Genomic DNA, 13,856 nt, shown 5'->3' with positions numbered 1-13,856 from the left:
ACATAAAGGCAATGCAAGGCATTGAAACGCCTTGGGGAGGGAAAAGGTGCCGGGGGTCGCAAAAATTCAGGAAAGCCACGCGGGAACGGGCCACCGCGAACGCCTGCGCCAGCGGCTGCTGAGGGGCGGAGCAGAGGCGCTGGCGGACTATGAATTGCTCGAATACCTGCTGTTCGCAGCGTTCCGACAGGGTGACACGAAGGGTATCGCGAAGCGCCTGATCGCGCATTTCGGATCCTTCGGCGATGTCCTCAACGCCGAGCCCGGCGCTTTGGCGCAAGTCAAAGGCATGGGCGAAGCGAGCGCGGCCGCCCTTCACGCGGTTTCGCTTTCAGCCCGGCGCATGGCGCGCGGTTCGGTAGAGCAGAAGCCCGTCCTCGGCAGCTGGCAGGCGCTACTGGATTACCTTGCGATCGACATGGCCAGCCTCAAGCACGAGCGGGTTCGCGTGCTTTACCTAGACACGAAAAACCGCCTGATCGACGACCACCTTGCCGCCGAGGGATCGATCGATGAGGCCGCAATCCATCCGCGCGAAGTCATTCGCCGGGCCTTCGATGTCGGGGCGAGCGCGCTGATCCTTGTCCACAATCACCCCAGCGGCGATCCCGAACCGAGCCGCGCCGACATCCAGATCACCAACCGCATCGCCGAGGCTGGCAGGCTGCTCAACATCACCGTCCATGATCACGTGATCGTGGGGCGCGGGAGCCACGTGTCTCTCCGCGCCAAGGGCCTGATCTGAGCGTTTCTACTTTTTCGGGACGACACCGTGCTGGGCGTAGCGTCCGGCAAGGTCGGGCGTGATGCGCAGCGCACGCGAAATATCTTCGCGCCCGCCCGTATCGCCCGTTTCGAGCCGGATAATCCCGCGAAGATAGAGCGAAGCTGAAAGTCCGGGCACAAGTTCCAGAGCGCTGTCGAGATCCTTCAGCGCGGCGTCGAAATTGCCCATGCGGTAGCTGACCATGGCCCGGCTATCGAGCATCGGCGCGCTATTGGTGGCGCGCTCGATCGCCTTGGTGCAGGTGGGCATGGCGGTATCGATGCCGACGTTGAACAGGCCGCGGAACCAGCAATCGGCATTGAGGACGGAGGCATTGAGCGGCTTCGATGCCACTTCGTCACCAAGAAGCTCGAGCGCCACATCGGTCTTTCCGTCGAGTCCGGCCACCGTTGCATAGGTGCTGGCATAGCTGCCCGCATCCTCGTCGGTCACCGGGAAGTTTTCGAGCAAGTCGAGGGCTTCCTGCCGCTCGCCGGCATAAGCCAGCAGTTCCGCGAGGTAGAACGCATTGCCGCTGTTCGGATCGATATCATAGGCCCTCCTTGCATCGGCAATCGCATCGTCAGGACGACCGAGCGCATTGAGCACTGCCGCGCGCCAGCCCAGCACCTCGGCGGAAGTATCCTCCTCCACCAGCACGTCGAGATCCTTCAATGCCGCTTCCCAGCTGTAAATCTGGGTCAGGAAATTGGCGCGCTGGGCAAGTGCGGAAAAGTCGTCATCGGCGGCGAAGGCGACGGCGCGGTCATAGGATTCGAGGATAGACTTGGTGTCGCGTGCCATCCGGGCGGGATCGCGCTCCCAGCGCCAGGTCACGTTTTCAGGCGCGACAAGCTCGGCGTCGACAGAGTTGAGCCTCAGCACAGCGCGCTTGTGGCGGCCGATGTCGGCAGCCGCAATTTCGCCAAGCCCCTCGATCACATCGACCGACGACGTGATCGTTTTGCCCGATGTCTTCGTATTGCCCACGACCCGCGTGTTGGCGAAGCTCATGTCGACATTCTCGAGCCCCGTGGAGATGAAGTCGTGCCCGCCATCGGGCAGGATGACGGTTCCGATAATACGGTTGCGCCGCGGTCCGAGGGTCTGGACCGGAATATCGCGCCATTCGCTGCGTGCGCGATCCGGATTGAAGACGAATTCCTGTTCGTTGCCCGATTCCAGCCGCAGCCGTCCGTCGCGCCAGGTAAAGGCGCTAGGCATCACGCCGCTGAAACTCAGGACGCCCTTGGCCTCTTCATCGTCATAGGTGACTTCGACCTTGTTGACGGCTGCTCCGCTCCCGACCGAACCTGCGAAGGACCTCGCCATTTGCTTGAGCTGGTCCTCGTCCCTCTTGTCGGCCATGGCCCGGATGCCGGCGCCTTGCGCACCATAGAAGGTCATCGTCATTTCGAACGGCGCGGGAAGGTCGATACCGGCCGAATAATCGGTGGTGATGTCCATCACCATATCGGGCCAGGGCTGCTCGCGCTGCGTCATCGGGACCAGTTCGGCACCCTCGACGGTCAGCGGCAGCGCATAGAAGAAAGCCGGCACTTCGGAGATATTGTTGAGGCGTGTCGCGCTGCTTGTGCCATCCAGCCAGTAATCGGTGCCGTCGATCGTCGCGCGTACGATCATGTGATCGAAATTACCGGGGATGGGGAGCAATTCGGGAATGGCATCGCCGCCCTGGGTCGCGACCAGGACTGGTACCGCTTCGATACCCATGCGGGTGAGCAACGAATAGAGGAGTACCGACTTGGCCTTGCAGTCGCCATATCGCTTGTCCCAGGTATCGCTCGCATTCTGCGGCATGTAATTGCCACCATCGAGGCCATCGAGCAGGTATGCGACATCATCCTGCACTACCCGCGTCGCCATTGCGGCCCGCGCCAGCGGATCCTTGGTTGCGCGCATGATCCGCTTTGCTTCTGCAGCGACGTCGCCACCGTCCGGTACTTTCGACGCCTGGATGTAATGCGGCGCGAAAACGCGGGAAAGCTCCTGCCAGTCTGCGAAGGTGCCCACGCGCAGCACGGGCGCACGGGTGAAGCGCGACGGCGCGTCCGAAGGCATTTCCGGCAATTTTCCTATCGGCAGGGTCACATCGATAATGCGATACCCGTCCTCTAGGACCGGAGCTTCCACACCTGCGTTTTCCTCTGCGCGCCAATGGACGTCCGACGCCTCCGGCCAGCTGACCCGGGCTCGCGAAAAGCCGACCTTCCACGGATCGGTCCAGAGATATTGCGAGACCTGCATCTCCTCGCCCAGCGCCTGGTCGTCGAGCGTGATCGAATGGGTGACGCGCAGGATGTCACCAACCTTGAGGCCGGGAACCGCAAGCGTTGCGGTCAGCTCGCCGTCGAGCAGGCGCTGTTCGAGCCCCTGCTCGCGGCGGATCACATCGAATTCGGAACCAGAGGCAATAAGGTCGATCGATTCCTTGCCGCGCAGGATTTCAACACGGTGGATGGTCAGATCGCCCTTGTCGGGAAGCCAGGAAAGCGTGACCGTACCCTGCTGCATCAGCATATCGGGATTGTCGATCCGGATCGCGGCGTCCTGGTAACTGGTAACCAGACCGTTCTCCAGACGGTGCTGCCAGTCGTAGATGAGCGTTGACGGCCCTCTCTTCGTGTCCACTTCGGACAACTGGGCTGGAACTACCCACTCCGGTGCCTCGCCGTATACCAACTCTTCGCCTGCTATAGCGGGGGCTGAGAGAAAGAGACCGAAGCTTGCACCGGAAAGGAGCAGAAGCCTAACGGGCGGAAATTGCGACTGGTCGTTCATGGCGCACATCCTATCGCAACCCCCGGAAAGCGCAATGGAACTGCGGTGAATGGGTAAAGGCGCAATCAACCATCAATTGCTGCACAAACGGGCGCACGGCCTTGCCAGCAGGAGCCCGCCTCTCTAGCGGGTCGCGGCAAGCCCTACCCCACCCTAATCGGAGTCGACCCATGGTCCCCCGCTACGCCCGCCCCGAGATGACCACCATCTGGGAGCCGGAATCGAAATATCGCATCTGGTTCGAGATCGAGGCACACGCGACCGAGAAGCTGGGCGAGCTGGGCGTAGTCCCGAAAAGCGCGGCCAAGGCGCTGTGGGACTGGTGGGCGACAAATCCGAAGATCGATGTCGACGCGATCGATGCTATCGAGGCGGTGACCAAGCACGACGTGATCGCCTTCCTCACCTGGGTGGCCGAAAACGTCGGCGACGAGGCGCGCTTCATGCACCAAGGCATGACCAGCAGCGATGTCCTCGACACCACGCTCGCCGTCCAGCTTGCGCGCTCGACCGACCTGCTTCTGGCGGACCTCGACGACCTGCTCGGTGCCATCAAACGCCGCGCGGAAGAGCATAAATACACGCCGACGATCGGCCGCAGCCACGGCATTCATGCAGAACCGGTGACCTTCGGTCTCAAATTGGCGCAGGCCTATGCCGAGTTCGATCGCTGCAAGACGCGCCTCATCGCCGCGCGCGAGGAAATCGCCACCTGCGCTATCTCGGGCGCTGTCGGGACCTTCGCCAATATCGACCCGTCGGTCGAGGAGTATGTCGCCGAGAAGCTGGGCCTGAAGCCCGAGCCCGTCTCGACGCAGGTCATCCCGCGCGACCGTCACGCGATGTATTTCGCCACGCTAGCGGTTATCGCGGGCAGCATCGAGCGCCTTGCCGTTGAGGTTCGCCACCTCCAGCGCACCGAAGTCCTCGAAGCCGAGGAGTTCTTCTCCAAGGGCCAGAAGGGCTCGAGCGCAATGCCGCACAAGCGCAACCCGATCCTAACCGAAAACCTCACAGGACAGGCGCGCATGATCCGCGCCTACGCCCTCCCCGCGCTGGAAAACGTGGCGCTATGGCATGAGCGCGATATCTCGCATTCCTCGGTCGAGCGTTTCATCGGGCCGGATGCCACGATCACGCTCGACTTTGCCCTCGCCCGTCTCACCGGGGTGGTCGACAAGCTGCTCGTCTACCCCGAGCGCATGCAGGCGAACATGGACCGAATGGGCGGCCTCATTCATTCGCAGCGCGTGCTGCTCGCGCTCACCCAGAACGGCGTGAGCCGCGAGGATGCTTATCGCCTCGTCCAGCGCAATGCGATGAAGGTATGGGAATCGGACGGCAAGCTGATGCTGCTCGATCTGCTGAAGCAGGACGAAGAAGTGACTGCCGCACTCACCCACGAACAGCTCGAGGAGCGGTTCGACCTCGACTACCACTTCAAGCAGGTCGACACGATTTTCGACCGCGTGTTCGGCTAGACCTGTCCCGCTAGACTCTGGGGTAATCCAGCCCTAGCGTGCATCAAAAGATGCAAAGGGGAGCTGCTGGTAACATGCAAATCGTACGAACGATCCTCTGGGTCCTGCTGCTTGTGGGCATCCTTGCCTTCTCCTTCGGCAACTGGGACCGCCAGATCGATGTCCGCATCTGGCCGGGCATCGTCTGGGATACGCGTGTTCCTGCGCTGGTCATCGTCTCCTTCCTGATCGGCCTCGTACCCATGTGGCTTTACCATCGCGGCGTGCGCTGGCGGCAGGGGCGTCGGATTGCCGCACTTGAAACCGCCACCACCAAGATGGCCGCGCCGAGGGCGGACACTCCCACCCCCACACCGCCCGTACGTCCCGAGCCGGCAACGCAAGACCTGCCGCCCGAGCCTTCCAACCCCGTCGATCCGGAGCCGACAATAAAGTCATGAGCAATCCCGTCTATCTTGCTGTCGATGTCCCGCGTTTGAAGGACGCGGTCGAGCTTGCCGGCAAGGTCAAGAACCACGTCGGCGGCGTCAAGCTGGGGCTGGAATTCTTCAACGCCCATGGCGCACATGGCGTGCATATGTTCGCGCAGCTCGGCCTGCCGATCTTCCTCGACCTGAAGCTGCACGACATCCCGAACACCGTCGCAGCCGCGATGCAGGCGATCCACGTCCTCGAACCGGCGATCGTGACCATCCACGCCTGCGGTGGCCGCGCGATGATGGAAGATGCCAAGGCCGCTGCGGGCGAGCACACCAAGGTCGTCGGGGTCACCATGCTGACCAGCCTCGATGCCCGGGATCTGGAAATCATGGGCGTAAAGGATTCGCCTCAGGACCACGTCCTGCGCCTCGCGGAATTGGCGCATAGAGCGGGCCTGGATGGGGTGGTCTGCTCCGGACACGAAATCAAGGCGGTGCACGACCAATGGAAGGACGGCTTCTTCGTCGTTCCCGGGCTGCGCCTCGATACCAACAATGCGGGCGACCAGAAACGCGTTGTCACTCCTCGACAGGCGCGTGACGACGGGGCCAGCGTACTCGTGATCGGCCGTCCGATCAGCCGGGCAGAAGATCCGGAAGCGGCCGCGCGCCAAATCGAGGCGACGCTTTAAGGCCTAGCCATGCCCACCGCGATCAAGATCTGCGGCATTTCGACCGTCGAGGCGCTTGATGCAGCCATCGAGGCGCGCGCCGATTATTTCGGCCTGGTTTTCTTCCCGCCCTCCCCGCGCCATGTCGACGAGCACGCCGCAAGCGCGCTCGCAATGCGCGCTGGCGAGCGCATTGGACGGGTTGGCCTGTTCGTAGATGCAGATGACGGGACGATTGCCGAGGCCGTGAAGGCAGGGAGGCTCGATGCGCTCCAGCTGCATGGCGAGGAAACACCCGAACGCATTGCCCAGGTGAAGCAGCGCTTCGGCCTGCCGGTTTGGAAAGCGATATCCGTCGCCGCCGCTAAGGATGTCGATCGGGCGCAGGCATATTCCCGCATCGCCGACCTGCTGTTGTTCGATGCCAAGACACCGAAAGATGCGGCACTTCCCGGTGGCATGGGATTGCGGTTCGACTGGTCGCTGCTGAACGGATGGAAAGGGCGGCCCGGCTGGGGGCTGGCAGGAGGACTGGATGCGCGGAACGTGGCACAGGCAATCGGTGCACTCCACCCACCCCTGGTCGATACGTCGAGCGGGGTAGAAACCGCGCCCGGACAGAAGGACCCTGCCCTAGTCCGCGCCTTCTGCGAGGCGGCACGCAAGGCTTGACGCGCTGCACAATTCTGCTAATCGCGCGCCTTCGCTGATTGGCTCCGCACCCCGGTGAAGCGGTAGCCGCGCAGAAATCCCTAGGATTCCTGCGGTGCGATGCCGGGTTGAATGGCTGCCACAGGGGCAGCTCAGCAAATTGAAGGAAATACCTATGTCGAAGCGCAAGAGCGCCAAGTACAAACTCGACCGCCGGATGGGCGAAAACATCTGGGGTCGTCCGAATTCCCCGGTCAACAAGCGTTCGTATGGTCCCGGCCAGCACGGCCAGCGCCGCAAGGGCAAGATGTCCGACTTCGGTCTGCAGCTGCGCGCCAAGCAGAAGCTCAAGGGCTATTACGGCGACGTGACCGAGAAGCAGTTCAAGCGCACCTACAAGGAAGCGTCGGCCATGAAGGGCGACACCGGTCAGAACCTGATCGGCCTGCTCGAACAGCGCCTCGACATGGTCGTCTACCGCGCCAAGTTCGCACCGACCATCTTCGCTGCCCGCCAGCTGGTGAGCCACGGCCACATCTACCTTAACGGCGTGAAGACCAACATCGCCTCGGCCCGTGTCCGTGTCGGCGACGTCGTCAGCCTTGGCAGCAAGGCCAAGGAAATGGCTCTCGTCATCGAAGCTCAGAGCCTGCCCGAGCGTGAAATTCCCGACTACGTCAGCCCCGACGGCAACGACAAGGTGACCTACACCCGCGTGCCGAAGCTCGACGAAGTGCCTTACCCGGTCACCATGGAACCGAACCTCGTGGTCGAGTTCTACTCGCGCTAATCCGCGGGATAATCGAACAGCAAAGGGCGGTCCTTCGGGGCCGCCCTTTTCGTTTGCACGTCACTCGGTTCGTCGTGTTTTCAGAAACCTCTTCCGATAGTTAGGCGTTTTCGAGTTATTATGACCCAATATCGTTTCGTTACCCGCGACCGCGTGGGGAAATGGTACGCCACCCTCGCCGAAGCCCAGCGACAGGCCAACCGCATCGGGGCTGGTTTCACCGATGCACTCGGCCGCTTCATTGCCTATCGCGGCACCGTCCTCGAAATGCGCGAACTGGGCCCGGCCTAGGCCCGGTGGGCGCGCTTGAGCGACCAGATCACCATTGCCCCCATCATCGCGGTGATGACCGCGCCCCAGAACCAGTAAGGCAGGAAAAGCGCATCGGCGATGTAGCCTGTATCGGAACGCTGCATGCGCCCCTCCATCACCCCGCCCTCGCTGAACAGGTAGCCGAAGTCGCGGTAAATCGAGATGCAGCCCTGCACGCCGAGGAATTGCACTGCGAAACGGCGGTATTTTTCTCTACCGTAGAATGCGAGACCAAGGCTGATCGCACCAAGCGCAGGCAGCACCAGCCAACCGGTCATGGATCGAACCCATATTAGCGTAGAACCGAGCAGGGCCACGCCAAGGAGCGCAAGCGCAATCTGCGTTGCCTTATGCGTTCGCGCAGCAAGGATCAGCATACACCCGGCAAACGTCGGCCCGAGCAGGCCCGAGGCCGCAATCATCGCTTGTGAGAACCGCGAAGGTTCTGCCTCGGAGAAGTGCATCGCGTAACCCGAGCCATCGGGGAAGATCACCAGCCGCTCGAAATCATTGCCGAAGGCCATGGCGGCAAGCCCGTGACCCATCTCGTGGAACCAGGTTGCGAGAATGCTGAAAGGATAGAGCAGATAACCGCCCCATGGCGAACCCCAAAGCAGGATCGAGATGAAGCCGAGCACGACCAGCAGGGTCACTTCCTGCTTTCCTGCGTCGCTCTGCAATGATGGCGGCCGGTATCCGTTCAAGGTGCGATTTCCTCTCCGTCCCATGCGAATATGCGGCCGCTATCGCGCGGTTCAAGGGAGGAGAGGACGGCAAGGAGCTTGCCGGCGGAAAACTCCGGCGTGAACAACTTGCCCTGTGGCACATTGCGCTGGAACGGTTCGCTGAGCGAGGTGTCGACGGTCCCCGGGTGCAGGGCAACGCAGAACGCATCAGGCTTCTTACGTTTCAGCTCGACCGATAACGTGCGGATGATCTGGTTGAGCGCCGCCTTACTCGCACGATAGGAATACCAGCCGCCGAGGCGGTTGTCAGATATGCTTCCCACCCGCGCCGAAAAGGTGGCGAAACAGGAACGCCCATCATCGGGCAGCAAGGGAAGGAAATGTTTGGCCACCAGCGCCGGCCCGGTGGCATTAATGGCGAAGTTTCTTGCCAACTCGTCGCCCGAAAGGTGGCGCCAATCCTTTTCAGGCCCCTCGCCATCGCGATGCAGATAGCCCGTCGCCACAAGCACGAGGTCGATAGGGGCATCCTCCTGAATGGCAGCGGCAGCGGAGGCAATCGACGCTTCGTCGGTCAGGTCGATATATCCGGCGCATTCGAAGCTTCGCGCCAGTCTGTGAACCTGTGTTCCTGCGGCTTCCAGCCCATCGGCAAGCGCGGCGCCGAGGCCGCCGGATGCTCCGATGACTGCGGCCCGCTTCCAGCTCACGCTTGCGCTTCGCCCAGGTAATCGCGCCGGAAATCGGCTGCGAAGGTGGCAAATCGCCCCTCTCCGATCGCGTCGCGCATCGCCTGCATCAGTTGCTGGTAGAAAGCGATATTGTGTTCGGTCATCAGCATCGCGCCGAGGATTTCCCCCGCCTTGTTGAGGTGGTGGAGGTAGGCGCGGCTATAAGTGCCGCAGGTGTCGCACGGACACCCTTCGTCGAGCGGACCTGTGTCCTCGGCATGGCGGGCGTTGCGGATGTTTACCGGGCCGTTCCATGTGAAGGCCTGCCCGTTGCGGCCCGAACGGCTGGGCAGCACGCAATCGAACATGTCGACCCCGCGCTCCACCGCACCGACGAGGTCGTCGGGCTTGCCCACTCCCATCAAATAGCGCGGGCGGTTCTCCGGCAGCTGGCCGGGCGCGAAGTCAAGCGTAGCGAACATCGCCTCCTGCCCCTCGCCCACGGCAAGGCCGCCGATGGCATAGCCGTCGAAACCGATCTCGGTCAGTTTCTCGGCGCTGATCTTGCGCAATTCCTCGTCGAGCGCACCCTGCTGGATACCGAAGAGGGCCGAGCGCTCTGCATGCTCGCCGCCTGCGTCGAACCCGTCGCGGCTGCGCTTGGCCCAGCGCATGCTCATTTCCATGCTTGCGGCAATTTCGTCGCGCGGTCGGTCGGCGCGCGGGCATTCATCGAAGGCCATCACAATATCACTTCCGAGCAGGCGCTGGATTTCCATGCTGCGTTCGGGCGTGAGCATGTGCTTCGAACCATCGATATGGCTGCGGAATTCGACGCCGTTCTCGGTGAGTTTCCGGAGGTCCGAAAGGCTCATCACCTGGTAACCGCCGCTATCGGTCAGGATCGGGCGATGCCAGTTCATGAATTTATGCAAGCCACCAAGCTTCGCGACGCGTTCCGCCCCAGGGCGCAGCATGAGGTGGTAGGTATTGCCGAGGATAATGTCCGCACCGGTCTTGCGAACGGTTTCGGGCTTCATTGCCTTGACCGTCGCCGCCGTGCCCACGGGCATGAAAGCGGGCGTGCGGATGTCGCCGCGAAGCATTCGGATCGTGCCCATACGCGCCTTGCCGTCGCGTGCGTGGATGTCGAAATCGAAGCGAGTGCTCATTATCTCAGAAGCCATAAATGACGGTGAAGCGGGTCAGCGTGTCGGTCGACACGGCGTCTGCCGGCGGATTGCTATCGTAATCGACGGCATAGGACAGCCGCGAGCGGAGCTTCTCCGAAATCTTGAAATCGAGCCCGCTGACCAGGTTGATGCTGGTGTTGCTGCCGTCGACCAGCACCTGGACCTCTCCCCCGCCTTCCGCCAGCGCGTTCGTGTCCTGCGTGAAGGTCAGACCTTTCACGATCTCCCAATCGAAGTCGGCGCCGAACAGCGCAGCGATGCGGCTATTGCTGGTTCCGTCGCGAAACTCGGTTATCCGCCATGCAGGGCCTGCCTTGACCGACAGCTTGAGCCCATCGCGGTCGAAAACCTTGTATCCGAGGCCGCCCGAGGCCGCATAACGCGCATCGAAACCCTGCAGCCTGTCACGCTCGAACTGCGCAAGGCCGTAGACGAACAGGTCCTCGCTGAACTGCCAGCGCGGCTCGTAGGCGGCGAGAAACTGTTCGCGGCTCGTTTCGCCGTTTAGGCGCTGATAATCGGCCCGCCCGGTTAGCAGATGGCTCCACTTCAGCCCCTCGCGTTTCAGTTTGAGCGAGGTCGCCAGTCCCAAGCTGTCGGTATTACCGGAAGACTGGAATGCCCCGATCTCGCCCTCGCCGCTCCAGCGATCGAAAATTCCGGCGGTGCGAATTTCCTGCTCTTTTTTGGCTTTCTGCTCCGCAATCCGGGCAGTCTGCGCAGCTATCCATTCCGCCTCGATCGCATCGATTTTTGCCAGATCCTCCGGATTCGTCGCGCGGGCCAGCTCAAGGACCGTTTCGACCTTCTTTTCATCGCCTGTAGCGATGGCGGCATCGATCATCGCCTGCACGCCTTCGGGCAGCTCGGCGGACGCCGGGGCAGCAAAACAAAGAGCAGAAGCGGTGCAAAGGAGGCAAACAGCGGTCTTCATGCGCGCCGCCTAGCCTGTGCGGCCCGCATTCGCCACCCGCAAAGAGAAAGGGCGGGCCCTTCGCAAGGCCCGCCCCATCGATTTCATGTCAGACGCGATTAGAAGCGGACGCCGACACCAGCCGTTGCGCGCATCGTGTCGAACGAGATCGTATCGATGTTTCCGCGGAGGAAGAGGCCGGCAATGGGTACCTCGACGCCGAGGCCGACGAGATAGTCGCTTTCGGTGTCGTCGAAAGCGCTGAAGTCGAGCGTGTCGTCGTTGACCAGTTCATTGTAGTCGATCTTTATCGCCTGGTATCCGCCACGCGCGTAGATCTTGGTGCCGCCCGGTACGTTGAATCCAAGACGGGCCGAGGCGCCATAGTCACCGTCGAGCGCGTCGGTGCCGAAGTTGTAGTTCACCTCACCGCCGAGGAACATGCCCGGCGCGATGGGGAAGTCGTAACCGGCGAAAACACCGAAGATCGGGCTCGAATCGTCGAAGTCGAGTCCGGGGGCGACATCCTCGAGCTCATCCTCAAGGCCAAGCGTATGAACGCCGGCCGAGGCACCGATGAAGCCTTCGCCGGGAACGATGTCCTGCGCCTGGGCTGCGGTCGGAAGTGCGAATGCTGCGCCAGCGGTTGCGGCGGCGAGCAGTAATGCTTTGGTCTTCATTATTTCCCTCATTATCCGGTCCGCTCCTGAATGCGGACGAGCACAAACTGCGCTGCAATTGCTTGCCGGACTCTGAATGGAAAATGCTTAACGCAGCAATTTTCGTTAACTTTCGTTCAGGCTCTGAGGCGCCATCCCGTCTTGAAGATGTAGGCGATCACAGCCGTGCAGGCCGCGAGGAACGCGAGCGTTATCCCGAAGCTGACCCAGATATTCACATCGCTGCTCCCGTAAAATGTCCAGCGCAGCCCGCTGACGAGATAGACAATCGGATTGGCGAGCGCGATCGTGTCCCAGGGTTTGGGGAGCATATCGATCGAGTAGAATGTTCCGCCAAGGAAAGTGAGCGGTGTCAGAAACAGCATGGGGATGATGCCGAGCTTCTCGAAATTGTCAGCCCAGATGCCCAGAATAAAACCGAACAGGCTGAAGGCGGCTGCCACCAGCATGATGTAAAGCATTGCCAGCAGCGGGTGCGCGATGGAGTAATCGACAAACAAGCGTGCAGTGACGAGGATGATGGCAGCGAGAATGAGGCTCTTAGTCATGGCCGCGCCGACGAAACCGATCAGCGTCTCGGCCACGCCCACTGGCGCACTGAGCAACTCGTAGATCGTGCCGGTGAAGCGCGGCATGTAGATGCCGAAACTCGAATTACTGGTCGTCTCGCCAAGCAGGGTGAGCATCAGCAGGCCGGGAATGATGAAGGCCCCGTAATCGACCCCGCCAAGATCGGGCATGCGACCGCCGATAGCAGCGCCGAAGACGATGAAATAGAGCGATGTGGTCAGCACCGGCGCGAGCACCGACTGGAATGCGGTGCGCAGGAAACGCATCAGCTCGCGGGTATAGATCGACCAGGTGGAACGCCAAGAAATCATGCCGGCTCCTCCTCGCCGAGAAGCGATACGAAAATGTCTTCGAGGCTGCTCTCGCGCACATCGATGCCGGTGTAGTCGATGCCCTCGGCGAGCAGCGCCTTGGTGATGTCGGCCACCTCGGCCTTGCCGCGCCCGGTCCCGTCTCCGCCGCGATAGCAGAGCGATGTCCCGCCCTCCTCGATCTCTACCGGATATTGCGAAAGCGAGGCGGGAAGCGCGGTAATCGGATTGGCGAGCGAGATATGCGCCTCGGTCCGGCCAAGCCGCGCCATCATCGCGTCCTTCTCGTCGACCATGATGAGCTTGCCTTGCCGGATGATGCCTACCCGGTCGGCCATCTCCTCGGCTTCCTCGATGTAATGCGTGGTGAGGATCACTGTGACACCGCGCTCGCGCATTTCGTCGATGATCGCCCACATGCCTTTGCGCAATTCGACGTCCACGCCGGCGGTCGGCTCATCGAGGAACAGCAGGTCGGGTTCGTGCGCCAGCGCCTTGGCGATCAGTACGCGGCGCTTCATCCCGCCAGACAGCGCCATGATCCGCTCGTCCTTCTTGTCCCACAGGCTCAGGCTGCGAAGGATTTCCTCGATGCGCTTGGGGTCGGGCGCGAGGCCGAAGAGCCCGCGCGAATAGGAAACCGCACGATGTACCGGCTCGAACATGTCGGTCGAGAGTTCCTGGGGCACCAGCCCGATCCGCGCCCTCGCCTTGCGCCAGTCGGTCGAAAGATCGTGGCCGAAAGCATGCATCGTGCCCGAAGTCGGTCGGACCAATCCGCAAACCGCGCCGATCAGAGTGGTCTTGCCCGCGCCATTGGGACCGAGCAGTGCGAAAATCTCGCCCTTGCGGATGGTGAGGTCGACAGAATCGAGGGCCTTGAGCCCGCCGGGATAGACCTTGGTCAGGCCCTCGAGCTCGAGGATCGGTTCGTTCATGC

The 13,856-nt window shown here is 61.9% G+C and carries 15 protein-coding genes; 7 read left to right on the top strand and 8 right to left on the bottom strand.

The genetic code is table 11. The annotated features are described in order from the left end of the window. The first annotated feature begins 46 nt into the window (after nucleotides 1–46). Entirely contained in the window at nucleotides 47–745 is a 699-nt protein-coding gene (gene radC / locus K3178_RS05360; RefSeq protein WP_221570319.1) for a RadC family protein, read from the top strand. A 6-nt stretch (nucleotides 746–751) separates the two neighbouring features. Here the strand turns inward: radC and K3178_RS05355 are convergent, their stop codons facing one another. Continuing rightward, nucleotides 752–3,418: a DUF3857 domain-containing protein gene (locus K3178_RS05355; protein WP_221570318.1), complete on the bottom strand. Its 2,667-nt coding sequence runs from the start codon at nucleotides 3,416–3,418 to the stop codon at nucleotides 752–754. A gap of 320 nt (nucleotides 3,419–3,738) precedes the next feature. Between K3178_RS05355 and purB the strand changes: the two genes are divergently transcribed. The 6 genes from purB to K3178_RS05325 all read left to right on the top strand — a co-directional run bounded on the left by purB (nucleotide 3,739) and on the right by K3178_RS05325 (nucleotide 7,871). Further along, the gene (gene purB / locus K3178_RS05350) at nucleotides 3,739–5,049 is read left to right on the top strand and encodes an adenylosuccinate lyase (protein WP_221570317.1); all 1,311 of its coding nucleotides are present in this window, start codon (nucleotides 3,739–3,741) and stop codon (nucleotides 5,047–5,049) included. 74 nt (nucleotides 5,050–5,123) lie between these two features. Next, a complete protein-coding gene (locus K3178_RS05345; RefSeq protein WP_221570316.1) occupies nucleotides 5,124–5,489 on the top strand; it encodes a hypothetical protein in 366 nt (121 codons plus the stop codon). Continuing rightward, nucleotides 5,486–6,160, top strand: a complete 675-nt coding sequence (gene pyrF / locus K3178_RS05340) for an orotidine-5'-phosphate decarboxylase (protein ID WP_221570315.1) — start codon at nucleotides 5,486–5,488, stop codon at nucleotides 6,158–6,160. The genes K3178_RS05345 and pyrF overlap by 4 nt, the downstream gene beginning before the upstream one ends. Before the next feature lie 9 nt (nucleotides 6,161–6,169). After that, nucleotides 6,170–6,811, top strand: a complete 642-nt coding sequence (locus tag K3178_RS05335) for a phosphoribosylanthranilate isomerase (protein WP_221570314.1) — start codon at nucleotides 6,170–6,172, stop codon at nucleotides 6,809–6,811. Between the two features lie 154 nt (nucleotides 6,812–6,965). Next, entirely contained in the window at nucleotides 6,966–7,580 is a 615-nt protein-coding gene (rpsD, locus tag K3178_RS05330; RefSeq protein ID WP_221570313.1) for a 30S ribosomal protein S4, read from the top strand. Nucleotides 7,581–7,700: 120 nt separating this feature from the next. Continuing rightward, complete coding sequence (locus tag K3178_RS05325; RefSeq protein WP_221570312.1) at nucleotides 7,701–7,871, top strand: hypothetical protein; 171 nt, start codon at nucleotides 7,701–7,703, stop codon at nucleotides 7,869–7,871. On the opposite strand, the gene K3178_RS05320 is transcribed toward K3178_RS05325, so the two are convergent. The 7 genes from K3178_RS05320 to K3178_RS05290 all read right to left on the bottom strand — a co-directional run bounded on the left by K3178_RS05320 (nucleotide 7,868) and on the right by K3178_RS05290 (nucleotide 13,854). After that, nucleotides 7,868–8,545 carry a M50 family metallopeptidase gene (locus tag K3178_RS05320; RefSeq protein ID WP_345719845.1) on the bottom strand — a complete coding sequence of 226 codons (678 nt, stop codon included), beginning with the start codon at nucleotides 8,543–8,545 and terminating at the stop codon, nucleotides 7,868–7,870. The two genes, K3178_RS05325 and K3178_RS05320, sit on opposite strands and share 4 nt — an antisense overlap. 47 nt (nucleotides 8,546–8,592) lie before the next feature. Then, nucleotides 8,593–9,288 (bottom strand): SDR family NAD(P)-dependent oxidoreductase, encoded by a 696-nt coding sequence (locus K3178_RS05315; protein WP_221570310.1) that lies wholly within the window; start codon nucleotides 9,286–9,288, stop codon nucleotides 8,593–8,595. Beyond that, nucleotides 9,285–10,421, bottom strand: coding sequence for a tRNA guanosine(34) transglycosylase Tgt (gene tgt, locus K3178_RS05310; RefSeq protein ID WP_221570309.1), 1,137 nt, complete (start codon nucleotides 10,419–10,421; stop codon nucleotides 9,285–9,287). Before tgt ends, K3178_RS05315 begins: the two co-directional genes overlap by 4 nt. A 4-nt stretch (nucleotides 10,422–10,425) precedes the next feature. Continuing rightward, entirely contained in the window at nucleotides 10,426–11,376 is a 951-nt protein-coding gene (locus K3178_RS05305; RefSeq protein WP_221570308.1) for a DUF481 domain-containing protein, read from the bottom strand. A 98-nt stretch (nucleotides 11,377–11,474) separates the two neighbouring features. Next, nucleotides 11,475–12,035 carry an outer membrane protein gene (locus K3178_RS05300; RefSeq protein WP_221570307.1) on the bottom strand — a complete coding sequence of 187 codons (561 nt, stop codon included), beginning with the start codon at nucleotides 12,033–12,035 and terminating at the stop codon, nucleotides 11,475–11,477. A gap of 116 nt (nucleotides 12,036–12,151) precedes the next feature. Further along, nucleotides 12,152–12,916 (bottom strand): ABC transporter permease, encoded by a 765-nt coding sequence (locus K3178_RS05295; RefSeq protein WP_221570306.1) that lies wholly within the window; start codon nucleotides 12,914–12,916, stop codon nucleotides 12,152–12,154. Further along, nucleotides 12,913–13,854 (bottom strand): ABC transporter ATP-binding protein, encoded by a 942-nt coding sequence (locus tag K3178_RS05290; RefSeq protein WP_221570305.1) that lies wholly within the window; start codon nucleotides 13,852–13,854, stop codon nucleotides 12,913–12,915. The genes K3178_RS05295 and K3178_RS05290 overlap by 4 nt, the downstream gene beginning before the upstream one ends. Between the last annotated feature and the right edge of the window lie 2 nt (nucleotides 13,855–13,856).

It is taken from the genome of Qipengyuania sphaerica (assembly GCF_019711595.1).
Taxonomy (GTDB): Bacteria; Pseudomonadota; Alphaproteobacteria; order Sphingomonadales; family Sphingomonadaceae; genus Qipengyuania; species Qipengyuania sphaerica.
Note: the sequence above shows the minus strand (reverse complement) of the source record. Positions and strands in the feature narration are given on the sequence as shown.

What these genes read in the sequence shown, in the direction of transcription:
- purB (WP_221570317.1), top strand. Translation starts at nt 3,739, where the DNA reads ATGGTCCCCCGCTACGCCCGCCCCGAGATGACCACCATCTGGGAGCCG.
- K3178_RS05345 (WP_221570316.1), top strand. Translation starts at nt 5,124, where the DNA reads ATGCAAATCGTACGAACGATCCTCTGGGTCCTGCTGCTTGTGGGCATC.
- pyrF (WP_221570315.1), top strand. Translation starts at nt 5,486, where the DNA reads ATGAGCAATCCCGTCTATCTTGCTGTCGATGTCCCGCGTTTGAAGGAC.
- K3178_RS05335 (WP_221570314.1), top strand. Translation starts at nt 6,170, where the DNA reads ATGCCCACCGCGATCAAGATCTGCGGCATTTCGACCGTCGAGGCGCTT.
- rpsD (WP_221570313.1), top strand. Translation starts at nt 6,966, where the DNA reads ATGTCGAAGCGCAAGAGCGCCAAGTACAAACTCGACCGCCGGATGGGC.
- K3178_RS05325 (WP_221570312.1), top strand. Translation starts at nt 7,701, where the DNA reads ATGACCCAATATCGTTTCGTTACCCGCGACCGCGTGGGGAAATGGTAC.
- tgt (WP_221570309.1), bottom strand. Translation starts at nt 10,421, where the DNA reads ATGAGCACTCGCTTCGATTTCGACATCCACGCACGCGACGGCAAGGCG.
- K3178_RS05305 (WP_221570308.1), bottom strand. Translation starts at nt 11,376, where the DNA reads ATGAAGACCGCTGTTTGCCTCCTTTGCACCGCTTCTGCTCTTTGTTTT.
- K3178_RS05300 (WP_221570307.1), bottom strand. Translation starts at nt 12,035, where the DNA reads ATGAAGACCAAAGCATTACTGCTCGCCGCCGCAACCGCTGGCGCAGCA.
- K3178_RS05295 (WP_221570306.1), bottom strand. Translation starts at nt 12,916, where the DNA reads ATGATTTCTTGGCGTTCCACCTGGTCGATCTATACCCGCGAGCTGATG.
- K3178_RS05290 (WP_221570305.1), bottom strand. Translation starts at nt 13,854, where the DNA reads ATGAACGAACCGATCCTCGAGCTCGAGGGCCTGACCAAGGTCTATCCC.